This window comes from Xanthomonas sp. DAR33341, assembly GCF_003992815.1.
In the GTDB taxonomy this organism is placed as follows: domain Bacteria; phylum Pseudomonadota; class Gammaproteobacteria; order Xanthomonadales; family Xanthomonadaceae; genus Xanthomonas; species Xanthomonas cissicola.
Window position 1 is genome coordinate 257,154 of record NZ_QEYV01000023.1, and the last position, 23,355, is coordinate 280,508.

Here is a 23,355-nt window from a genome sequence, read left to right on the forward strand (position 1 = left end):
CGCCCGCCCAGCGCACGCGTACGCCCAAGGCGCTCAACGCGGCCCCAGCACCAGCTCGATGACGAACTTGCTGCCGAAGAACGATAGCACCAGCAGCGCCATCGCGGTCAGCGTCCAGTGCACCGCCTTGGTGCCGCGCCAGCCATTGCGCCAGCGGCCGATCAGCAGCGCACCGAACACGATCCACGACAGGATGCTGAGCACGGTCTTTTGCAATAGCCGCTGCGCCAGGAAGTCCTGCACGAACAACAGGCCGGTCAGCAGGGTCAGGCTCAACAGCACAAAGCCCACCGTGATCGTGCGGAACAGCAGCGTTTCCAGCTCGGTCAGCGGTGGCAGTGCGCGTAGCCAGCTATGGAAATCGCGCCGCCGCAGCGCGCGTTCCTGCAGCCATAGCATGATTGCCAGCAGCGCTGCGATGCCCAGCGTGGCGTAGGCCAGCAAGGCCAGCCACGCGTGCAATTCGAGTCGCCAGCCCAGATCCGAGCTGGGCTCGTGGCCGTAGGCGTGGTAGCTGGCCAACAGGATCGCCGAAAGCGGGAACACCACCACACCCACTGCCGCCATCCGCCCGCGGCCACCGAACACCGCCGTCAGCGCAGCCATGCCCAGCCCGCATAACGACAGTGCCGCGAAGAAGTGCATGTCCGGCCCGCCCGCGGTGCGCACCGCCACCAGCACGTGGTAACCGGCGTGCAACGCCACTGCAGCCAATGCGGGCGCCAGCCAGCGCGCAGGCGACTGGTTGCCATCGCGCAACACCGCCCAGGTGAGCAGCGCCGTGGCCAGCAGATACAGGGCGAACGCGATGAGAACGATTGTCATCGTGGAAGTTTCGCATGGTGGGGCGGGGATTGGGGATTGGCGAGTCGGGAATCGGGAATCGGGAATCGGGAATCGGGAATCGGGAATCGGGAATCGGAGAAGCCTGGGCCGCGGGTCGCTTGGGTTTTTGCTGGCAGGCAGGGGGGGCGGTACATCGCAGCGAGGGAGCGCCTGATCAAGCGGGGTGCGCCGGGCGCCGGGGCAGGCCGCCAGCCGGTGCCGCTATAATCGGCACCCGTTTCCCCTCCGCGGTCCTTTGCGCATGTTCGAGTCTCTTACCCAACGTCTCTCCGGCACCATGGAGCGCCTGCGCGGCCGCGGCCGCCTGACCGAGGAGAACATCCGCGAAGCCACCCGCGAAGTACGCATCGCCCTGCTCGAGGCCGACGTGGCGCTGCCGGTGGTGCAGGCGCTGATCGAGCGCATCAAGGTGCGCGCAGTCGGTCAGGAAGTGCTCAAGTCGCTGACCCCGGGCCAGGCGCTGATCAAGGTGGTACGCGACGAGCTCACCGCCGTCATGGGCGCGGCCGCCACCGACCTCAACCTCAACGTGCCGGCGCCGGCCATCGTCCTGATGGCGGGCCTGCAGGGTGCAGGCAAGACCACCACGGTCGGCAAGCTCGCCAAGCACCTGAAAGAAAAGCGCAAGAAGAAGGTCATGGTGGTCTCGGCCGACGTCTACCGCCCGGCCGCGATCGAGCAGCTCAAGACCTTGGCCGAACAGGTTGGGGTGCTGTTCTTCGCCGCAGATGCGTCGCAGAAGCCGGTCGACATCGTGCGTGCCGCCATCAGCGATGCGCGCAAGTCCTTCGTCGACGTACTGCTGGTCGATACCGCCGGCCGCCTGGCGATCGATGCGGCGATGATGGACGAGATCAAGGCGCTGCACGCCGCGGTCAACCCCACCGAAACCCTGTTCGTGGTCGATGCCATGACCGGTCAGGACGCGGCCAACACCGCCAAGGCCTTCGGCGAGGCGCTGCCGCTGACCGGCGTGGTGCTGACCAAGACCGACGGCGACGCCCGCGGCGGTGCCGCACTGAGCGTGCGCTACATCACCGGCAAGCCGATCAAGTTCGTCGGTACCGGCGAAAAGACCGACGGCCTGGATGTTTTCCATCCCGACCGCGTCGCCAGCCGCATCCTGGACATGGGCGACGTGCTGTCGCTGGTGGAGCAGGTCGAGCACAGCGTCGACCAGGAAAAGGCCGCCAAGCTTGCGGCCAAGGTCGCCAAGGGCAAGAAGTTCGACCTCAACGACATGAAGGAACAGCTCGAGCAGATGCAGAACATGGGCGGTATCCATGGGCTGATGGACAAGCTGCCTGGCATGGGCCAGATCCCGGACAACGTCAAACAGCAGGTCACCGGCAAGGAAGTGCCGCGCATGATCGCCATCATCAATTCGATGACCAAGAAAGAGCGGCGCAACCCGGCGCTGCTCAACGGCTCGCGCCGTGCCCGCATCGCACGCGGCTCGGGCATGCAGCCGGCCGACGTCAACAAGCTGATGAAGCAGTACCAGCAGATGGAAAAGATGATGGGCAAGCTGGCCGGCGGCGGCATGAAGGGCCTGATGCGCAACATGAAGGGCATGATGGGCGCCATGGGGGGCCGCGGCGGCATGCCGTTCCGCTGAGCAACCTGCGCACGCCGCGCTGCGAAGCCATTCGCAGGCGCCCAGTGCGTGCATCTTGCGCTGGCCTGGTGCTTGCGTGGCAGGCCACATCAAAGTGGGCGGCCGTTACGTCAGGTCTCGTCCTCTGGCGGTGCAACGTACGGGTTGTCGCGGATATCGCCGCCTGTTTGCGTGGCGCCTGCGGACGTGCGCACGTGCGGACTGCACTGTTCACTGCTGAAGACGCGGGCGACGCCAGCGGTGCCGCGCAGGCGATCGCTCGTCTGGCAAAGCTCGACGCAACAGCTCCATCATCCGTTGCCATTGCCCGGTCAATGCGCCGGTCGCATGCGAGGCGAGGGACGTCTGCTCAAGCTGTTCCGTGGGCCGGAGCTGGGCCATGTGTGGGTGAGCGCAATGCCGGCTAGTTGCAGGCAGCGTATCTGCCCTTTCGATGGCGATTAGTGCCTGGACTTGCGGCTATTCGGGCCACCGGCACGTCGCACCCAACCGGCTTCGGCGTTTATCGATTTAGCGCTTCTGAGGCGCTTATCTACAGCGTCGCAGCGCCGGCGTGCTCCGCGTTGGAGAATGTCTGGGTCCAAGAGTGGTGCCGGCAACGCATGCCGATGCCGGCGCATCAAGCGCAGCGACCATCTGCTGCGCAGCCGCCAGACCGGCGCGGCAGGTGCGCGTGTCCGTGCCGGCATCAGCGTCTGCCCATCGCGGTTACCATGCGCCATCTCATGGTGTGCGAAGTGATTGATGACCAGATTTTCCAACGTCGATGCCTTCCAGCAGCGCTTTGGGCTGCGCTTGCCGATCCTGCTCAGTCCCATGGCCGGCGCCTGCCCGGTGCCGTTGTCGGCGGCGGTTGCCAACGCCGGTGGCATGGGCGCGATGGGGGCCGTGTTATCGCAGCCGCACGACATCGTGGCGTGGATGGCAGCATTCCGTGAGGCCAGCGCAGGGCCTGCGCAGATCAATCTGTGGATTCCCGACCCGGCACCTGCGCGCGATGCGGCCGCCGAAGCGCGCCTGCGCGCGTTTCTTGCGCAGTGGGGGCCACCGGTGCCGGAGACAGCGGGCGATGCGACACCTGCCGATTTCGACGCGCAATTGGATGCCTTGCTCGCCGCGCGGCCAGCAGTCGCCTCATCGATCATGGGCATCTTCCGGCCCGATCAGGTGGCACGTCTCACGAATGCCGGGATCGCCTGGTTCGCCTGCGCCACCACATTGGACGAAGCGCTTGCGGCGCAGTCAGCAGGCGCCGATGCAGTGATTGCGCAAGGGGCCGAAGCCGGTGGCCATCGCGGTGCGTTCGAGGCCGGTCGCGCCGCGCAGCAGATGACCGGGCTATTGGCGTTGTTGCCGCGTCTGGTCGATCGTCTCGATATCCCGGTGATCGCGGCCGGCGGCATCGCCGATGCGCGCGGCATTGCGGCAGCGCTGACGTTGGGCGCAAGCGCCGTGCAGATCGGCACCGGCTTGCTACGCACGCCCGAAGCTGCATTGCCGAGCGCCTGGGCCGACGCGTTATCTCAGGCAGAGCCGGAGCACACCCAGCCAACCCGTGCGTTCTCGGGCCGGTTGGGGCGCGCGCTGACCACACCATATGTCGGTGCAGCAAACGCTGCAGACGCACCGCCACCCGCCCCATACCCGGTGCAGCGCGGGCTCACCGCACCGATGCGCCAGGCCGCTGCGCGCGACAACCGTCTGGATGCGATGCAGGCCTGGGCCGGCCAATCCGCCTGGATGGCGCCCGCACAACCGGCTGCGCAGGCCGTGACGCAATGGTGGGAACAGGCGCAGGCGTTGTTGTGCCGTTGATCTTCTGTAATGGCATCGCCGCTACCGCGCAGCAGCTCGGTGCTGCGGCGTTGAACAATTACGGTCACTTCACCACGCTGCAGGTGCGCGATAACGCTGTACTTGGTCTGGACCTGCATCTGCAACGTCTGCAGCACGACAGCGCAGCGCTGTTTGGTGCTGCTGCCGATTCCGACGCCATTCGCGCGCAGTTGCGCGTTGCGTTGTCGGCTGCCGGCAGCACCGATGCGAGCGTGCGCATCACGGTGTTTTCGCAGGATTTCGACATGCGCGATCCATCGCGCGCTGTCGCACTGGATGTGCTGATCTCGCTCTCGCCCGCCGCGCAGATGCCAGCGACCGCTGTGCGCGTGCAGCCGGCCGATTACGTGCGCGAACAGCCGCTGTGCAAGCACGTCGGCACCTTCGCGCTGCTGCAGCTGCGCCGTCAGGCAATGCTTGCCGGGTTCGACGATGCGCTGCTGATCGATCCGCAAGGCCGGCTCGTGGAGGGTGCGTTCTGGAATCTGGGCCTGTGGCAGCAGGGCAGGGTCGTGTGGCCGCAGGGGCCGGCCTTGCCCGGCACCCGGCAGCGTCTGCTGCAGGCCGGGCTGCAAGCGCTTGGCATCGAGCAGGAGGCGCGCCCGGTCACGCTGGGCGAACTCCAGGCATTCGATGGCGGCTTCAGCTGCAATGCGCGCGGGCAACAAGCGTTGGCGGCAGTCGGGTCTGTGCAGTGGCCGGACGCCGCCGCCCAGCTGGCGATTCTGGAGCAGGCGCTGCAAACGCAGGCCTGGCAAGCGATCTGAGCGGCTCAGGGGTGACTTGGCTTCGCCGCCGGGGGGCGCTATAATCGCCGGCTTACCGCGCCACTCTGGCGACTGGGCAACTCAGGAAAACAACACCATGGTCAAGATCCGACTGACCCGCGGCGGCGCCAAGAAGCGTCCGTTCTACCACATCATCGTGACCGACGTACGCAGCGCGCGCGACGGCCGCAACATCGAGCGCCTGGGTTACTACAACCCGGTTGCCCAGGGCGCAGAACCGCGCATCGTGCTGGACGTCGCACGCGTCGACCATTGGGTCGGCAACGGTGCGCAGCTGACCGACAAGGTGCGTAACCTGTATCGCGAAGCCAAGTCCCAGGCCGCTGCGGCCTGATCTTGAGGGCCGGGTATCGCTACCTGGCCCAGAGTCGACGCAGATGAAGCAGAACGAGCGCCGCATCCTGTTAGGCAGGATTGTCGGCGCTTTTGGTGTCAAGGGTGAGCTGAAGCTCGAATCCTGGACCGAGCCACGGACCGCCATCTTCCGCTATCAGCCGTGGATCGTGCGCGCGCCGTCCGGACAGGAGTCGGTGGTCAGCGGCGTGCGTGGGCGCGATCAGGGCAAGAATCTGATTGCGGTGTTCCCCGGCGTCACCGACCGCGACACGGTCGAAGCCATGCACGGGACCGAAATCTACGTCGCGCGCAGTGCGTTGCCGCCGCCCAAGCCCGACGAATATTACTGGGTGGATCTGGAAGAATTGCAGGTGGAAACCGTCGAAGGCGTTAAGCTGGGCACGGTGTCGCACCTGTTCTCCACCGGCTCCAACGACGTGGTGGTGGTGCGTGGCGATCGCGAACGGATGATTCCGTTTGTGTTCCCGGATTTCGTCAAGTCGGTCGACTTCGAAGCCAACCTGATCGTGGTGGACTGGGATCCGGATTTCTGATCAAAGCGGTGCCTCGGTGCTGCTCTTGCTCTCCCATTCCCTAACTCGACTCCCGATTCTCCCGTGCGCATCGACGTCATCAGCCTGTTCCCCGAGTTCATCGCGCAATGCGCGGCGTTCGGCGTGGTCGGGCGGGCGCAGGAGCGCGGCTTGCTGGAATTGCAGGGCTGGAACCCGCGCGAGCATGCGCAGGGCAACTATCGCCGCGTGGACGACCGTCCGTTCGGTGGCGGGCCCGGCATGGTGATGCTGATCGAGCCGCTGCGGGCCTGCCTGGATGCCGTGCAGGCCGCAGACGCGCGGTCAGCGCCGGTGATCTATCTCAGCCCGCAGGGGCGGCCGCTCACGCAGGTGCTCGCACGCGAGTTGGCGCAGTTGCCGCGCATGGTGTTGGTGTGTGGCCGCTATGAGGGCGTGGACGAGCGCTTTCTGGCGCAGGCGGTCGATATGGAAATTTCCATCGGCGACTACGTATTGTCCGGCGGTGAATTGGGTGCAGCGGTTGTCGTGGACGTGGTGGCGCGGTTGCAGGACGGCGTATTGAACGACGCCGAATCTGCCGCCCAGGACAGTTTTGAAGGCCCGCAAGGCCTGCTCGATTGCCCGCATTACAGCCATCCGGCGACCCATGCATGGGGCGATGTGCCGGATGTGCTGCGATCAGGCAACCATGCGGCAATTGCGCGCTGGCGCCGGAAGCAGTCGCTGGGCCGGACCTGGTTGCGCCGCCCGGACCTGCTCGACGAGGCGGGGCTGGAGAAGAACGATCGCCGTCTGCTGGACGAGTTTCGCCGCGAACTCGCCCCGGGCGACGAGAAATAAAGGCTCACCCCTAGCTCTTGCAAGATGGATTGGGGTACAATATGCGGCTTGCTGGCCAGCCTTGCGTCTGGCCCTCCTACGAACCTCGAGCAATCGCCGTGCGGCGACTGCCGGTCCAATATCACCAGACACGCGGTGCCCACCATGAGCAAACTCAACAAGACCATCCTGGCTGACTTCGAAGCCGCCCAGATCCAGCGCAAGCTGCCGGAATTCAACCAGGGCGACACCGTTGTGGTGAACGTCAAGGTGAAGGAAGGCAACCGCGAGCGCGTGCAGGCCTATGAGGGCGTGGTGATCGGTACCAAGAATGCCGGCCTGAACTCCTCCTTCACCGTGCGCAAGATCTCGCACGGCTTCGGTGTCGAGCGCGTGTTCCAGACCCACAGCGCCATCATCGACTCGGTCGAAGTGAAGCGTCGCGGTAAGGTGCGCGCCGGTAAGCTGTACTACCTGCGTGGTCTGGAAGGCAAGGCTGCCCGCATCAAGGAAGATCTGGCCGCCGCTGCGCAGGCCAAGGCCGCTCGCCAGGCTGCTGCCAAGGCGGAGTAAGCCGTATCGGCGGGCCGGTCCCGCCACTGCCAGACAGCCGCCTTCGGGCGGCTGTTTGCGTTTGTGGGAATGCACGTTCGGTTGCGGCATCCACGCATGAGGCACGCCGCACCTTGCGGGAATGCCTGCAGTAACCACGCGCTCTCGATCGGGAGTGGGCGGCGTGCGGAGGGTTAGTACCCATGGTCCCATGACGGTTCCAAGCGAACGCGCCTGGAATGGCTGCGGACCCGGCGGTACGCGTGCCGCAAACGCGACTCGAAAACGCGACTAACGCTGCGGTGCCCGAGGCCCGCCTGGCGCGTCGGTGAGCGGGGCTGGGTCGGCGACCGGCGAGGCCGGATGCGCCGGCACTTCCGCTGCAGCCGCAAGTTCCGCCGGATGCGTGGGTGTTGTCAGCATGCGCGCCTTGCGCCAGCCGCCCCAGCGGTAATACGCCAGCGACAGCAGCATCGAACAGGCCGAACTGATCGGAAAGCTCCACCACACCGCATCGGCGCCCAGATGCGGCAGCAGCACGTTGGCCAACGGCACGCGCACGCCCCACAACGAAAAGGCCAGGATCAACAACGGCGGAATCACCGCACCGGTGGCGCGGACCACACCCGAAACCACGAAGCTGACACCGAACAGCAGGAACGACCAGATCGCGATGTGGTTGAGGTGTCGCGCAACCTCCAGCGTGGCGCTGCCTTCGGGCAGAAACAGGGCCAGGGTCCAGCGATCGAACACGATCAGCAGCACGATCAGCAGGCCCGTCATCAGGAAATTGGCGGCGATGCCGGTACGCGCGACCGCATCCACGCGCGACCACAGACCGGCGCCCACATTCTGCGCGGCCATCGACGAACAAGCGGCGCCCACCGCCATGGCCGGCATCTGTACATAGTTCCATAGCTGCAATCCTGCGCCGAACGCAGCAGCGGTTTCGGTGCCGAAGCCATTGACCAGCGACAACATGGCGATCATCGACAGCGAGATCATCACCATCTGCAGGCCCATCGGCACGCCTTTGACGATCAACGCGCGCAGGATGGCTGGGTCGATGCGAAACAGCCGCAGGTCGCTCCGGCCCAGCCACAAGACATGGCGTTTTTTACGCAAATACACCAGCAATCCGGCCAGTGCGACGACCTGCGCGATCAACGTGGCCCAGGCCGCACCGGCAATGCCCAACGCCGGAAACGGGCCGATACCGAACAACAGCAGCGGGTTGAACACGATGTCCAGCAGCACCGACAGCAACAGAAAACGGAACGGCGTGCGCGCATCGCCGGTGCCACGCAATGCAGCCGACAGGAAGGCGAACAGGTACAGCGTGGGCATCGCCAGGAAGATCACCCGCAGATAGTCTTCGGCCAGCGCTTGCGAGGCGGCGGGCGTGCCCATGGCGATCAGCAAATGCGGTGCCAGGTACCAGCCGAGCACGGCGATCACGGCCGACAGCCCGCCGAAGAAGCTCGCGCTGGTGCCCATCACCTTGCGCGCCTGGGCGATATCGCGCGCGCCCATCGCCTGGCCGATCAGGATGGTCGAGGCCATGCCGATGCCGAACACCGAGCCGATCAGGAAGAACATGATGCTGTTGGCATTGGCCGCCGCGGTCAGCGCTTCTTCGCCGAGATAGCGGCCGATCCAGATCGCGTTGATCGATCCGTTGAGCGACTGGGCGATGTTGCCAGCCATGATCGGCAGTGCGAACAACAGCAGGTTCTTGCCGATCGGGCCTTCGGTCAGGACAGCGGATTTGGGCATCGCAGTCGTATCGTCGCGCGGAAGGTGCGCACACTAGCATTGCCCGGGTGAGCCCGGATGCAGCGCACTTGCGGCTATGTGGCGTGGGGCGCGCCGATCGTGGAGCGCGCTGCGCGCCTTGTCTGGCAGCGGCATGCGAAGCTGCCTAGGGTTTGTGCATGCATCGCAACGCGGCAGGTGGGCCTGGCGAGGATGGGGAAGCGTGTATCGGCTGGGCCGCAGCCATGGTCGGACGTGTTCGACAGCTGGCCTGCTGATGCGCCGGCCGAGCGCTGCATCGCGGTTGGATTCCTATGGATGCGCCCATTCGTCTATGACCCGGATGCCGGATCGCTGTGCGGCCCAAAGCAGCAAGGACGCAAAGCCCACTATGCTGTCGCGATGGTGATCCGTGCGACCCGTTTACTGCATCTGCTCGACGCCCTGCGCGGACGACGTCGGCCCGTGGCCGGTGCCCAGCTCGCCGCTGCGCTGGGCGTCAGCCTGCGTACGCTGTACCGCGATATCGCCACCTTGCGCGCGCAGGGCGCCGATATCCTCGGCGATCCCGGCGTCGGTTACGTGTTGCGTCCAGGCTTCCTGCTGCCGGCATTGAATTTCACCGAGGACGAACTGGAGGCCTTGACCCTGGGCGCGCGCTGGGTGGGGCGCCAGGCCGATCCGGAACTTGCGCAGGCGGCGCAGCGCGCGGTGGCGCGCATCACCGCCACGCTGCCCGGCACCCTGCGCGCATCGATCGAGACCAGCGGGCTGCTGGTGCCCGCGGCCGATGTTGCGCAACCGCCCGCACCGTGGCTGCCGATCCTGCGTCGCGGCATCCGGCTCGAACACGTGCTGCGGATGGACTACGCCGATGCCGAAGGCGCTGCCTCGCAACGGCGGGTCTGGCCGTTCGCGATGGCCTTTCTCGGCGGCTACGGCATGATCGCCACGTGGTGCGAACTGCGCGGCGACTTCCGCCACTTCCGTGCCGACCGGGTGCTGGCCCTGGCCGACGACGGCGAACGCTATCCCTCGCGCCGGCATCTACTGATCAAGCGCTGGCGCGCGGCGACCGGCTACGGAGCCGACTGCTGACAGCACCTGTCAGCAGGGCAGGACCAGACTGCAGGCTGTCCACCAGGGAAGTCTGCCCATGTCCACCGAGATCGTGCTCTACACCCACCCGCTGTCACGCGGCCGTGTCGCCCGCTGGATGCTGGAGGAAACCGGCCTGCCGTACAGGGCGGTCATCCTCGAGTACGGCACCACGATGAAGGCGTCGGACTATCTGGCGATCAACCCGATGGGCAAGGTGCCTGCGCTGCGCCATGGCGACACGGTCGTCACCGAGAACGCGGCGATCTGTGCCTACCTGGCCGACCTGGTGCCGGAGCGGCACCTGGCGCCGCCGCCGGGATCGCCGGCGCGCGCCGATTATTACCGCTGGTTGTTTTTCCTGGCCGGCCCAGTGGAGGCGCTGCTGACCGCGAAGGAAAGCGGCGTGCTGGCACCGGCACGCAGCGCCGGCTACGGCCACGAAGCGGACCTTCTGCAGACCCTGGAACAGGCGGTCGCGGGCCGCGAACACCTGGCCGGCGACCGCTTCAGCGCGGCCGACCTATACATGGCGGCGGTGGTGGGTTTCTACACGCGTACCGGCATGCTGGAGCCGCGTCCTGCGTTTACCGCCTTCGCGCTACGGCATGCCGCCCGACCTGCGGCACTGCGTGCCAACGCCACCGATGATGCGTTGATCGCGGCGCATCCGAACCCGGATATGCCGCGCACCGTGGACATAACGAACAGCTAGCGGAGACGGCGGTCCACCGGCGGTACTGCCCTGCGGTGCGGACCAAGCCGCACCTGGTCCTGCCCGCTTGAGTTTCGCAGCCGTGGCCCAAACATCGGGTGTGGCGCACGCCATCGTCGCCGAAGACGCCGGCAACCGAGCCGGCGTTTGCGCAAGATCGCAGCGCGCGCATGCACAGCGCAATGCGCGAGCCAACGCACGACACGAGACCGCGAAACGAATGAATCTAGAGCTGGAACAGGCGATAACGGTCAGGCTGGATGTCTGGCTGTGGGCAGCGCGCTTTTTCAAGACGCGCAGCCTGGCCAAGAACGCAGTGGACACCGGTAAGGTAGACGTGGCCGGGCAGCGTCCCAAACCGTCGCGCGCGTTGCGCAGCGGCGAACAACTGCGTATCGACCGCGGCGGCGAAATCTTCGAGATCACCGTTGCCGCGCTCAGCGATGTGCGCGGCCCGGCGCCGGTCGCGCAGGCGCTGTACATCGAAAGCGACAGCTCGCGCGAGGCCCGCGCGCAATGGCGCCAGCAGCGCGCTGCCGAGCGCACCGGCTACCGGGCGCCCGAGGGTAAACCGGACAAGCGTGCGCGACGTCTGATCACGGCATTGGGCGATATCGACGCGTTGTAGCGCACTGTCGCAACAGGCTGTCATGCAATAGACCCGCAAACGCAAACGCCCCGGTGATTCGGGGCGTTTGCGTTACCAGGCACACGCACCTGCATGTTGGCAGGTGGGTGCGAGTGAGGACGCCTAGGCCAGATCGAAGCGATCCAGCTGCATCACCTTGGTCCAGGCGGCGACGAAGTCGTGCACGAACTTCTCCTGCGCATCGGCGCTGGCGTAGACCTCGGCCACCGCACGCAGGATGGAGTTGGAGCCGAACACCAGGTCCACGCGCGTGCCGGTCCAGCGAAGTTCGCCGGTGCTGCGGTCTCGGCCTTCGAACACCTCCTTCGCCTCCGAGGTGGCCTTCCACTCGGTGCGCATGTCGAGCAGGTTGGCGAAGAAGTCGTTGCTCAACACACCGGGACGGCTGGTGAACACACCATGCTTCGAGTCGCCGACATTGGCGCCCAGCACGCGCAGGCCGCCGACCAGCACGGTCAACTCCGGCGCGGTGAGGGTGAGCAGCTGGGCCTTGTCGATCAACAGCGCTTCGGCCGGCACTGCGTAGCGGCGCTTGGCGAAGTTGCGGAAGCCATCGGCCACCGGTTCGAGCACGGCGAAGGATTCCACATCGGTCTGTTGCTGCGACGCATCGGTGCGGCCGGGTGCGAACGGCACGGTCACCTGGTGGCCAGCGGCTTGCGCTGCGTGTTCCACTGCGGCGTTACCGGCCAGCACGATCAGGTCGGCCAGCGAGATCTTCTTGCCACCCGATTGCGCAGCGTTGAAGTCGGCCTGGATGCGTTCCAGCGTTGCGAGCACCTTGGCCAGTTGCTCGGGCTGATTGGCCTGCCACTCCTTCTGCGGGGCCAGGCGGATACGCGCACCGTTGGCGCCGCCACGCTTGTCCGAGCCGCGGAACGTGGAGGCCGACGCCCATGCAGTGGACACCAGGTGCGCCACGCTCAGGCCCGAGGCCAGGATGGTCTGCTTGAGCGCGGCGGCGTCCTGCGCATCGACCAGTGCGTGATCGACCGCCGGCACCGGGTCCTGCCACACCAACTCTTCGGCAGGCACATCAGCGCCGAGGTAGCGTGCGCGTGGGCCCATGTCGCGGTGGGTGAGCTTGAACCAGGCGCGAGCGAAGGCATCGGCGAATTGTTCGGGATGCTGCTGGAAGCGCCGCGAGATGGCTTCGTACGCGGGGTCGAAGCGCAGCGCCAGATCGGTAGTCAGCATCGTCGGGCGATGCTTCCTGGAGGCGTCGTGCGCGTCGGGAATGATGGCGTCGGCGTTCTTGGCCACCCACTGATGCGCGCCGGCCGGGCTTTTGCTCAGCTCCCACTCGAAACCGAACAGATGGTCGAAGTAATCGTTGCTCCATTGCGCAGGCGTGGTGGTCCAGGTGACTTCCAGGCCGCTGGTGATGGTGTCGGCGCCCTTGCCGCTACCGTAGCGGTTATGCCAGCCGAAGCCCTGGCTTTCCAGCTCGCCGGCTTCGGGTTCGGCGCCCACGTTGTCGGCCGGGCCGGCGCCGTGGGTCTTGCCGAAGGTGTGGCCGCCAGCGATCAGCGCCACGGTCTCTTCGTCGTTCATGGCCATGCGCGCGAAGGTGTCGCGGATGTCGCGCGCGGAGGCGATCGGGTCGGGGTTGCCGTCCGGGCCTTCCGGATTGACGTAGATCAGGCCCATCTGCACGGCGGCCAACGGGTTTTCCAGGTCGCGGGTATGCGGCACCTGGCTGTCGTCGTCCTTCACCAGCACCCCGTGCGCTTCGTCCACGCCGGGCGAACCGCGCGAATAGCGCTCGTCACCACCCAGCCACTTGGTTTCGCGGCCCCAGTACAGATCCTGATCCGGCTCCCAGGTATCTTCGCGGCCGCCGGCAAAACCGAAGGTCTTCAAGCCCATCGATTCCAGCGCGACGTTGCCGGTGAGAATCATCAGATCGGCCCAGGAAATGGCCTGGCCGTACTTTTGCTTGATCGGCCACAGCAGGCGGCGCGCCTTGTCCAGGCTGACGTTGTCCGGCCAGCTGTTGAGCGGGGCGAAGCGCTGCTGCCCACGTCCGCCGCCGCCACGTCCGTCGCCAATGCGATACGTGCCGGCGCTATGCCAGGCCATGCGCACGAACAGCGGGCCGTAATGGCCGAAGTCGGCCGGCCACCAGTCCTGCGAATCGGTCATCAACGCATGCAGGTCCTGCTTGAGCGCCTGCAGGTCCAGGCGCTTGAACGCGTCGGCATAGTTGAACGACGGGGCCAGCGGGTTGGATTTGCTCGAATGCTGGCTGAGCAGATCCACGCGCAGTTGCTTGGGCCACCAATCGCGATTGGTGGTTCCGGTGCCGACGACGGCGTGGTTGAACGGGCACTTTGCTTCGGTGGTCATGGCAATACCTGTGTGCAGGAGCACTTGGGGAGCTGCGTGCCGAAGGTGCCGGCACGTGCTGGTGGAATCGAAATCGCGGGCGGTGCTTAAGGCTGGGTCATCAGGAATGGGGGAGTTGCGTGCGATGCGGGCTGCGCATGGTCGCCTCGGTTGCCGATGCTAGCGCCTGCCTGGGTAGCCCGGAATGCATCGACGGGCAGTTTGGTGAGCGGCGCAAGCAAGCGCATCAGGCGGACTTATCGTGGAGGCGTTCGCACACGATAAAGAGCATCGATCATTTGGTGAATTCGAATTATTCAACCATATCGATAGTGTGCTGCTATGGATAGCACGCGAGTGCCGACCAGCGTGCCGGATGGTGATCGCGGCGCAGTTGCAGGCAATCAAGGCGTTCCCGCAACGGATGCACGCAACGGATGCAGGTGACGATGCGTCGGAGACTCAGCGTCTCAGCGTTTGCCGAACAGGCTGCCGCCCAGCTTCATGACATCGCCCAGGCCCAGCTGCCCGTCGCCGTCCTGGTCCAGCACGCTGGTCAGTAACCCGCCGGCGGCGGGATGGCTGCGCACCTGCTGATGCTCCTGGGCCAGCGCAGGCCCGAGCTGGCTGCTGGATGCGGCTTCGCCGCTCAAAAAGCGCTTGGCCAGATACGCCATCACGATCGGGGCAAGCAGTTGCAGCAACTGACTGGCCTTGCTGGTCTCCAGCCCGGTGGCCTGGCCCAGGCCGGCAGCGGCCTGCGGCGCCTTGTCGCCGAACAGATGGCCGACGATGCCGGCACCGTTGCCCTGCGCACCGGTGGCCGAGCCACCCAACAGCGAGCCGAGCAAGCTGCCGAGGTCCGGGCTGGCAGCATGGTCGCGTTGCAATGCGACCAGCAACGCATCGGCGCCACCGGCCTGCTGGCTATTGCGGCCCAGCGCGCCCATCAGCAGCGGCAGCGCGGCCTGCACTGCCGACCGCGCCTGCTCTGGCGCGATGCCCAGGCGGCCGGCGAGCTGCTGCAGCTGCGGGCCCTGCAATTGCGCAGCAAGTTGATCGGTCAACGAAGCGGATTTGGTCATCGGAAGGTTTCCTGTCTGGCGAAGCCTTGCGGCAGGGTGCGCCCGTCGCGCCGACAGATCAATCCAGCGACCTGCACACGCCAAGCCTGACGCGACACGATGCAGGACTGGGCAACCACGCAATCATGCGATCACGACTTCCAACCTGAGCGAACAAAACCCGCAAAGCAGGATCAAATCGATCCCCGAGTCCTGCAAGGCAATGCGTCCGAAAGCGCAGCTCACGCAGCTACGCTCTTACGATTCCCGATTCCCGATTCCCGATTCCCAGCCCTCAAAGCAACGCCTTCAACCGATACAGCGCCTCCAGCGCCTGCTTGGGCGTGAGCTCATCCGGGTCGAGCGCCTGCAAGGCTTCCTGCGCAGCGGAGGAGGGTGCGGTGAACAGTCCGAATTGTTGCGGCGCATCCAGTGCGGTGGGCGCCATCTGCGCGCTGTGGCTTTCGCCGCCGCGTTGTTCCAGTTCCGCCAGGCGCCGGCGCGCCTGCGTTACCGCCGCCTTGGGCAGCCCGGCAAGTGCGGCCACCTGCAGGCCGAAACTGCGATTGGCCGGGCCATCTTTCACTGCGTGCATGAACACCAGACGCTCGCCGTGTTCGACCGCGTCCAGATGCACGTTGGCGATACCGCTGGCGCCACCGGCATGCGATGCGTCGGCCAGTGCGGTGAGCTCGAAATAATGCGTGGCAAACAGCGTGTAGCAGCGATTGGTCTGCGCCAGATGGCGCGCGACTGCATCGGCCAGTGCCAGGCCATCGTAGGTGGAGGTGCCGCGGCCGATCTCGTCCATCAGCACCAGCGATTGCGGGGTGGCGTGATGCAGGATGTAGCTGGTTTCGGCCATTTCCACCATGAAGGTGGACTGCCCGCGCGCCAGGTCGTCGCCGGCGCCGATGCGGGTGAGGATGCGGTCGATCGGCCCGATCACCGCACGGCTGGCCGGCACGTAGCTGCCGATATGCGCCAACAGCACGATCAGGGCGTTCTGCCGCATGTAGGTCGATTTACCGCCCATGTTCGGGCCGGTGATCACCAGCATGCGGCGATCGCTGTGCAGGTCCAGATCGTTGGGCTCGAACGGTTGCTCGCGTACCGCCTCCACCACCGGGTGACGGCCGCGTTCGATGCGCAGGCAGGGGGCGCTGTCCAGTTCCGGCTGCGACCAATCCAGTGCCTGCGCGCGCTCGGCAAAGCCGGCCAGGACATCCAGTTCGCTGAGTGCACCTGCGCAGCGCTTGAGACCTTCCAGCTCGGTGCCAAGCGCATCGAGCAGGCCTTCGTACAACAGTTTTTCGCGCGACAGCGAACGCTCGCGCGCGGACAGCACCTTGTCTTCGAAACTCTTGAGTTCTTCGGTGATGTAGCGCTCGGCGTTGGTCAACGTCTGCCGGCGGCTGTAGTGCAACGGGGCTTTCTCCGCCTGGCCCTTGCTGATCTCGATGTAGTAGCCGTGCACGCGGTTGTAGCCGACCTTGAGCGTGGCGATGCCGCTGCTGGCGCGCTCGCGTTGTTCCAGGTCGATCAAGAATTGATCGGCATTGGTGGACAACCGACGCAGCTCATCCAGATCGGCGTCGTAGCCGGTGGCGATGACGCCGCCGTCGCTGAGCTTGAGCGGCGGCGTCTCGGCCACTGCGCTGATCAACAGATGCGCGGTGGCATCGTGCTCGCCAAGTTCGGCATGCAGCGCCTGCAGGCGCGGCGAATCCAACGGTGCCAGGATTGCGCGCACCTTCGGCAGCAGCGCCAGGCCATCGCGCAAGGTGGAAAAATCGCGCGGCCGCGCCGAGCGCAAGGCCACGCGGGTGAGGATGCGTTCCAGATCGCCGAGCGCACGGAAGGCTTCGCGCAGATCGGCATCGGCGCCGGCATCGATCAAGGTGCCGACCGCATGGTGGCGCTGCACCAGCACATCGCGCAGGCGCAGCGGACGGTGCAGCCAGCGCCGGAGCAGACGCCCACCCATCGGCGTGACGGTGCTGTCCAGTACGCCGAGCAAGGTGTTGCGGGTATCGCCATCGACGCGGGTGTCCAACTCCAGATGCCGGCGCGTGGCCGCGTTCATCGAGATGGCCTCGCTGGCCACTTCCATCGCGATCGAGGTCAGGTGCGGCAAGCGCTGTTTCTGGGTCTCCTCGACATACCCGAGCAATGCGCCGGCGGCCGCCGTGGCGCAAGGTTTGTCGTCGATGCCGAAGCCGGACAGATCGTGCAGTTTGAAGAACGCCAGCAACTGGCGGCGCCCGCTGTCGGCATCGAACAACCACGGCGGCCGGCGCCGCACGCCGATGCGCCCGCGCAGGAATTCGGGCCAGTTGTCTTCGTCGGGCACCAACAGTTCGGCCGGTTCCAGACGCGCGATTTCCGCTTCCAGCGCATCGGCGCTGTCCACTTCATTGACCAAAAAGCGGCCGCCGGCCAGATCGGCCCAGGCCAGGCCGTAACCTTGCTTGCTGCGCGAGATCGCCATCAACAAGGTGTCGCGACGTTCGTCCAGCAGCGCCTCGTCGGTGACCGTGCCGGGCGTGACGATGCGCACGACCTTGCGCTCGACCAGTCCCTTGGCCAGCGCCGGGTCGCCGATCTGCTCGCAGATCGCCACCGACTCGCCCAGTGCCACCAAGCGCGCCAGATAGCCTTCATACGCATGCACCGGCACCCCGGCCATGGGAATCGGCGCACCGCCGGAGCTGCCGCGCTGGGTCAGGGTGATGTCGAGCAGCCGCGCAGCCTTGCGCGCGTCGTCGTAGAACAGCTCGTAGAAATCGCCCATGCGGAAGAACAGCAGCAGATCGGGGTAGTCCGATTTGGCTGCGAAGAATTGCTTCATGAGGGGGGTGTGCTCTACAGCCCCACCGGCGTTCTTGGTTTTTTCTTTGGGATCAGTGCTTTGCAAGAAATGTTCTTCCGGGATGTGGCAGTCAATCAGGGCCGATTTCGACGATTCGCCATGCCTTGTTGCACGGCGATTGCGACGACCCACTCAGCGGGACGAAATCCGTGTCGCGGCCAAACGGGCGGGTGGCTGAGGTCACGCAGCAGGTGGTGAGGGACCATGACCCGCCCGTGTCAGCGGGGGCTCCAAGTTTAAGCCCACATGCCGAAAAATCCTTGGCTGTCCGGTCCAGGGGAGGGTCGGACATGCGTCTCGGTGGACGATCGGCTGCCATGTCCAAGCCTCCGGGCGGAGAACGAAAGACCGGCGGGCTTCTGGACGACGAGCGGAAGTCCTCGCTGAGGTTTGCTTCTACATGGAAAAGCGGACTACAACCTACGAACCGGTGCGGCGCCTCCGGCAACGTGTGCGTCGCTTCGAACCGGGGCAGGGTCACCATGATCAGCCTGGCGCAGGCTCGTGTCGCAGCGCTGCAGCGGCTTGCGCTAATGCGAGAACCGCTGACGATTTACCCATCAGCAAGTTTAGAATGCCAAGCGAACAAGCTGAGGGCGGTCACAGTGATGCACCTCCGCAGGCAGCTTAGGGCGATTGGTCGTTCGGATTGCCGCGCATCCGGCGCTCATCGCGTACGGCCTCAGCGGGAGACTGCCAGCTCCGCTTGTCTGAAAAGCACTAATGGCTTCGTCAGAATTATCTGATTGCAATGTAGGCCAAGCTCTCTAGTTCTCGGTTATGCGAACCCGAACGCTTTCGCCGTCAGTATCTTGGCATTGCCGTGGTCGTCTGAGAGCGCACTTTCGTGCGTGACAGCGCGTTGACAAGCCCATGGCTCTGAGCAACCTTCGTCAGCGCGAGAGCATTGGGGAATGACTGCTGGTCGCGCTTCGCGCGCTCTCGAAACCTTCTACCTAGGGCTGGCCATTGCCTGCGTGGGCGAGCGCTGCTGCTTGCTGTGCGCAGCATTGGCTTGCCCATGGACACCGATGAGCTTCGTGCTGGCCTTGGTCAGTCGTCAACTTGGAAGATGCTATGGAATCGGGCGGGACCTCGCGTCAGAGACGCGTGTTTGGATTGGCGCTGGCCGCTTTGGTCGGACTGTCGCCTGCACTGGGTGCGGCCGAGGATGTCTACGACGACTATGGCAAGTTGATCCAATCGGGCGCAGTGGTGAAGAGCCCCGGCGACAAGCTCTTCGGGGACAGCATCAACCTCTATACGGGATCGATGGAGATCGTCCAGACCGATGTGGATCTGAAAGGCAACAATGCGCTCCAAGTCCGTGTAGGTCGTCGGTTCACGGTGGGCAGCCCGACGAAGGGCCACTTCAAGCTTTGGGATTTGGATATTCCCTACATGCATGGTGTCTTCGGCTTTCCGGGTGGGAACATCGCGCCCGATGGCTGGGTGGTCAACGGGACTAGGGAGACGGCTTACAGCCGCTGTAGCCGTTATGAGGTTCCCCCTGCCTTTGAAAATCAAGGTGGCTACTTTGACCCTTCGGAGTTTTGGAGGGGAAGCTTTCTTTATCGGCCAGAGAGCGGGGACCAAGAGCTTTTGCAGACATCCGCTCAGGCGCTGCGGCCGAACGATGGCAGAACCTATCCCATCGTCTTGAAGGATGGTTCTGCCGTCCGCTGCCTGGCGTCGCTCGATGGCGCCAGCGAGTCGGGTGCTCGTGGCGAAGGGTTCGAACTGGTCGACACGCAGGGCAGCGTGTATGCGTTCAACCACATGGTTTCGCGCACGTATCCAGCCTTGAGCAAGTCGTCGCCTGTTCCCCAAGCCAATTCGGTGGGCACGGCATCTGCTGGCGGGGCGAGCATGACGACAGCAGGTATCGGGAACATTGTTCCCATGGTGGCCAACAACTACATTTTGGTTCGCAAAGAGGTCTTGATCTATCCCACGCGAGTGACCGATCGCTTCGGCAACACGGTGACGTACAACTGGAATCCTGGCGCCCCTTGGCAGCTGCTAAGCATCGTTGCCAGTGACGGCCGTCGAATCGACTTGTCGTATGCCGGGGGAGACGGCAACACCATCACGTCAGTGACCACTGGCGGGCGGACATGGTCTTACGGCTACAGCGACACCCTGGACACGGTGACGTTGCCTGACGGCAGCAGCTGGACCTTCGATTTGCTCGCTTTGTCCCGTGCACGTGTGACTTACGGCCAGCCACCAGGCTGCGACAACATCCGCCCGTGGTCACGCACCAACGTGGTCGGAAGCATCACGGCGCCCACGGGCGCTCGCAGCGATTACACGGTCAACTCGATGCTCATGGGACGGTCGTGGGTGCCCAGGGTGTGCCGGATCCAGGAGGCCTACTCGGACATCCCCTACCAGTTCTACGTCATGGCCGTCACCAGTCGTCGGATCTCTGGCCCCGGGTTGCCCGCACAGGGACTCACGTGGACGTATGACTACGGCACGCCCAATAACTGCTGGCAGCCAAGCCCCTACCCAAATCCCAGCGACCCTGCCAAATACGTCGAATGCAATGCCGGTTCCCCCATCACGCGGGACATCACGGTCAAAGATCCCGCTGGGCAGGTCACGCGCTACCGGTTTGGCAATCGCTACTGGTCCAACGAGGGTCTGCTTTTGCAGCAGGACTTCGGATGGAACGGGACGACGGCCAAGCGCACAAAAATGAGCGACTACGCAGCGTTCGATGCAGCACCTTACGCGGCGAGGACCATGTATCCAGCCGGCAACTACGGGGACAACACCGTGGCTGCCAGGCAGCGGCCTGTGCGCCAGGTGATCACGATCGACAACGGCGACCAATTCGTTTGGCGCATCGCGGACTGCAATGGGCAGCCGTGCTTCGATGAGTTCGCGAGGCCAACGCGCACTGAGCGGTTCAGTCCTTGGCACAGCCGCACCGACGAAACCGCGTATCACGACGAACGCGGGGCGTGGGTGTTGGGACAGACCGCCATGGCTCGCAACGTCAACACAGGCATCGCGATCTCTCAGATTGACTATGGTGCCAATGCATTGCCTCAGACGGAGCGGCGCAACGGAAAGGTGGTTGCGACTTATACCTACAATCCCGATGGGACCCTGGCCCAGGTCAAGGATGGCCTGGGAAATGCAACGACCCTGTCCGGTTGGAAGCGTGGCATCCCCCAGACGGTTGCAAATCCCGATGGCACGGCCAAGTCCGCCTCGGTGGATGACAACGGGTGGATCCGCCAGACCACCGACGAGAATGGATTTGCGACCACGTATGGTTACGACGCGATGGGCCGGCTGAATGCTACGAACTACCCATCGGGCGACAGCACAGCGTGGAACTCGAGCGCACAGACGTTCGAGCGGGTGGGTAGCGACGAATATGGCATCGGTGCCGGCCATTGGCGCCAGACCGTGACCACTGGTAACGCCCAGAAGATCACTTACTTTGATGCACTGTGGCAGCCGCTCTTGACGCGGGAATACGACGCGGCAAACTTGGCGGGAACGCTGCGGACCAAGCGCTTCGCCTACGACCATGAGGGAAGGGCCGTCTTTGCGTCTTACCCGAGCAGCACCGAAGCGGCGAGCACTGGGATCTGGACCGAATTCGACGTGGTGGGCAGGCCCACAGCGATATCCCAGGACAGCGAGCAGGGATTGCTGACCACGATCACGCAGTATCTGCCTGGCGCACAAACCCTGGTCACCAACCCGCGAGGTGCTCAGACGCGTACGGGTTACCAGGTGTTCGATCAACCGGTCTACGACGCGCCTGTGTGGGTGCAGCTTCCCGAATCTGCACGAACATCGATTGCTCGGGACGTCTTTGGTAAGGCAATCAGGATAGAGCGAGGCGCGCAATGATCGGTCGAAAGGAATCTTCGATGAGAGCGTCGGAAATAAATGTTTTTAGACGACAGAGCGGTAGGCTAAAGGTGCGCTGGACCATTGCCGCTCTGCTAATGCTCAGCGTCTTGGCTGGGCCGTCCGAAGCTGCACGGAAATGTCCTGATGGCTCGACCGCAGGATCGGCCAATGAGTGCCCTTCACCGGTGGAGCTCAAGGAGAACGACTCAAAATACATCGGCGGGTCAGTTCCAACGACAATGGTGGTTGGCCAGTCGTATACGGCGAGCATCACTTTTCAGAACACCGGATGGAAGACGTGGACGCCGCAAGAAGGATATCGGTTGGGTAGTCTAGGGCCGACAGATAACACGACGTGGGGAACCTCACGTGTTGAACTGGCCTCAAGTGTGGCCTATCCATCAAGCACTACTTTTAACTTCACGGTCCGTGCGCCTCTCACGGCGGGATCCACCCTGTTCCAATGGCGGATGGTGAGGGATGGGGTTGCCTGGTTCGGTGGAGTGGGTTCTCCGACTTACGTGAACGTTCTCCCCTCAGTAGTGAAGGGGGCAATCGATGGGGTCGGATATGCGGCTATTTCAGGCTGGGCGTGTTCGACAAATCTAAACCGTTCCATTGACGTGCATATGTATTTGGGCGGTTCCGCTGGTTCTGGCACCTTCGCGGGGGCCACTGCAGCCACATTGCCAAGTGATGCCGGTATCGCTAGCGCTTGTAGTGCTTCGGGCAGCAACTACCGATTCTCGTTCCCCCTCGATGAGAACTTCATCATCCAGAACGGCGGTAAGTCCATCTATATCCATGGTCTGTCTCCTGTAGGCGCATCGAACGACACCATTTCTGGCTCGGGCGCAGTGGCCGTGCCTGCATCGGTGATCAAAGGGCGGATCGAGGGTATCCAGGACAACAAGGCGATTGTCGGTTGGGCGTGTTCTGCAGGACTACGCCGATCGATTGACGTCCATATGTATGCGGGCGGGCCCGCTGGCAGCGGCACGATTGCGGCCATCGCCAGTGCAAACCTTGCAAGCGAACCGGGCGTTGCCAGCGCTTGCTCATCGTCAGGAAGCAACTACCGCTTCTCAATTCCAGTTACCGAAGATCTAATTCGAAGCCAAGGCGGCAAGCCGTTCTATATCCATGGCATTTCTCCGGTCGGTCGGGACAACTCCCTCATTGATGGGTCGGGTGCACTCTCGATTCCTGCCATGCAGCGTAATGCTGCTTTCGTATCTCAGAACATGCCTGCGCAGCTCCCAACCGGACGTTCTGTCACCGGGTCAGTGCGGTTCACGAACACGGGAAATGTCACCTGGCGCCAGGGGCAGGGCTATCGGGCTGTGTTGGTTGGCGATACGCGAGGATGGTCGCCAGGCGAAGTGGGCCTGCCATCCGATGTTCCGCCTGGCGGCAGTGTGGACTTCAACTTCAGCCTCCGCGCTCCCCTTGGTGCGGGCGGCTACAACCTGCGTTGGCGAATGCGCGATGGTGCCGGTGATTTCGGGAATGAATCCAGCAACCAGGTCGTGCAGGTGGTGGCGCCGCCACCGGTGGAGCATGGCGTTGGCCTGGCGGCCCGTAGCTACGTCTACGATGCGAACCAGCAGCTGTGCAAAGTGATTGAGCCCGAGAGCGGGTCGACCGTCATGGCCTATGAC

Annotated in this window: 16 protein-coding genes and 1 pseudogene; 12 read left to right on the forward strand and 5 right to left on the reverse strand. The window is 64.5% G+C overall.

Annotated features, from left to right (window positions below):
• Positions 1-33 precede the first annotated feature (33 nt).
• Positions 34-825, reverse strand: a complete 792-nt coding sequence (gene ccsA, locus EO156_RS09775; protein ID WP_003484236.1) for a cytochrome c biogenesis protein CcsA — start codon at positions 823-825, stop codon at positions 34-36.
• A 262-nt stretch (positions 826-1,087) separates the two neighbouring features.
• Here ccsA and ffh point away from each other — a divergent pair, with 262 nt between their 5' ends.
• From ffh to rplS, 7 genes are all read left to right on the forward strand, one after another.
• Entirely contained in the window at positions 1,088-2,464 is a 1,377-nt protein-coding gene (gene ffh, locus EO156_RS09785; protein ID WP_016849704.1) for a signal recognition particle protein, read from the forward strand.
• Positions 2,465-3,208: 744 nt separating this feature from the next.
• Positions 3,209-4,279, forward strand: coding sequence for a nitronate monooxygenase (locus EO156_RS09790; RefSeq protein ID WP_016849705.1), 1,071 nt, complete (start codon positions 3,209-3,211; stop codon positions 4,277-4,279).
• Positions 4,270-5,067: an aminotransferase class IV family protein gene (locus EO156_RS09795; protein WP_016849706.1), complete on the forward strand. Its 798-nt coding sequence runs from the start codon at positions 4,270-4,272 to the stop codon at positions 5,065-5,067. Before EO156_RS09790 ends, EO156_RS09795 begins: the two co-directional genes overlap by 10 nt.
• A gap of 97 nt (positions 5,068-5,164) precedes the next feature.
• On the forward strand, positions 5,165-5,422 hold the full coding sequence (gene rpsP, locus EO156_RS09800) for a 30S ribosomal protein S16 (RefSeq protein ID WP_003484223.1): 258 nt from the start codon (positions 5,165-5,167) through the stop codon (positions 5,420-5,422).
• A 43-nt stretch (positions 5,423-5,465) separates the two neighbouring features.
• Positions 5,466-5,978, forward strand: a complete 513-nt coding sequence (gene rimM, locus EO156_RS09805) for a ribosome maturation factor RimM (protein WP_003484220.1) — start codon at positions 5,466-5,468, stop codon at positions 5,976-5,978.
• 63 nt (positions 5,979-6,041) lie between these two features.
• A complete protein-coding gene (gene trmD / locus EO156_RS09810) occupies positions 6,042-6,800 on the forward strand; it encodes a tRNA (guanosine(37)-N1)-methyltransferase TrmD (protein ID WP_016849707.1) in 759 nt (252 codons plus the stop codon).
• Positions 6,801-6,944: 144 nt separating this feature from the next.
• Positions 6,945-7,352 carry a 50S ribosomal protein L19 gene (gene rplS, locus EO156_RS09815; protein ID WP_003484215.1) on the forward strand — a complete coding sequence of 136 codons (408 nt, stop codon included), beginning with the start codon at positions 6,945-6,947 and terminating at the stop codon, positions 7,350-7,352.
• A 270-nt stretch (positions 7,353-7,622) separates the two neighbouring features.
• Here the strand turns inward: rplS and EO156_RS09820 are convergent, their stop codons facing one another.
• The gene (locus EO156_RS09820) at positions 7,623-9,107 is read right to left on the reverse strand and encodes an MATE family efflux transporter (protein ID WP_015472385.1); all 1,485 of its coding nucleotides are present in this window, start codon (positions 9,105-9,107) and stop codon (positions 7,623-7,625) included.
• A 381-nt stretch (positions 9,108-9,488) separates the two neighbouring features.
• On the opposite strand from EO156_RS09820, the gene EO156_RS09825 reads away from it, so the two are divergent.
• The 3 genes from EO156_RS09825 to EO156_RS09835 all read left to right on the forward strand — a co-directional run bounded on the left by EO156_RS09825 (position 9,489) and on the right by EO156_RS09835 (position 11,527).
• On the forward strand, positions 9,489-10,184 hold the full coding sequence (locus EO156_RS09825; protein ID WP_029829732.1) for a YafY family protein: 696 nt from the start codon (positions 9,489-9,491) through the stop codon (positions 10,182-10,184).
• Between the two features lie 58 nt (positions 10,185-10,242).
• Positions 10,243-10,899, forward strand: a complete 657-nt coding sequence (locus tag EO156_RS09830; RefSeq protein WP_016850229.1) for a glutathione S-transferase family protein — start codon at positions 10,243-10,245, stop codon at positions 10,897-10,899.
• Between the two features lie 220 nt (positions 10,900-11,119).
• Positions 11,120-11,527 (forward strand): RNA-binding S4 domain-containing protein, encoded by a 408-nt coding sequence (locus EO156_RS09835; RefSeq protein ID WP_003484207.1) that lies wholly within the window; start codon positions 11,120-11,122, stop codon positions 11,525-11,527.
• Between the two features lie 123 nt (positions 11,528-11,650).
• On the opposite strand, the gene katG is transcribed toward EO156_RS09835, so the two are convergent.
• The 3 genes from katG to mutS all read right to left on the reverse strand — a co-directional run bounded on the left by katG (position 11,651) and on the right by mutS (position 17,857).
• Positions 11,651-13,897, reverse strand: coding sequence for a catalase/peroxidase HPI (gene katG / locus EO156_RS09840; RefSeq protein ID WP_016850228.1), 2,247 nt, complete (start codon positions 13,895-13,897; stop codon positions 11,651-11,653).
• Between the two features lie 449 nt (positions 13,898-14,346).
• Entirely contained in the window at positions 14,347-14,961 is a 615-nt protein-coding gene (locus EO156_RS09845; RefSeq protein WP_016850227.1) for a DUF937 domain-containing protein, read from the reverse strand.
• Between the two features lie 274 nt (positions 14,962-15,235).
• Positions 15,236-17,857 (reverse strand): DNA mismatch repair protein MutS, encoded by a 2,622-nt coding sequence (mutS, locus tag EO156_RS09850; RefSeq protein ID WP_016850226.1) that lies wholly within the window; start codon positions 17,855-17,857, stop codon positions 15,236-15,238.
• Between the two features lie 1,020 nt (positions 17,858-18,877).
• Here mutS and EO156_RS09855 point away from each other — a divergent pair.
• Positions 18,878-21,691 carry an RHS repeat domain-containing protein gene (locus EO156_RS09855; RefSeq protein WP_070996144.1) on the forward strand — a complete coding sequence of 938 codons (2,814 nt, stop codon included), beginning with the start codon at positions 18,878-18,880 and terminating at the stop codon, positions 21,689-21,691.
• 20 nt (positions 21,692-21,711) lie between these two features.
• A pseudogene (locus EO156_RS24360) lies at positions 21,712-23,355 on the forward strand (NBR1-Ig-like domain-containing protein); the annotation flags it as partial.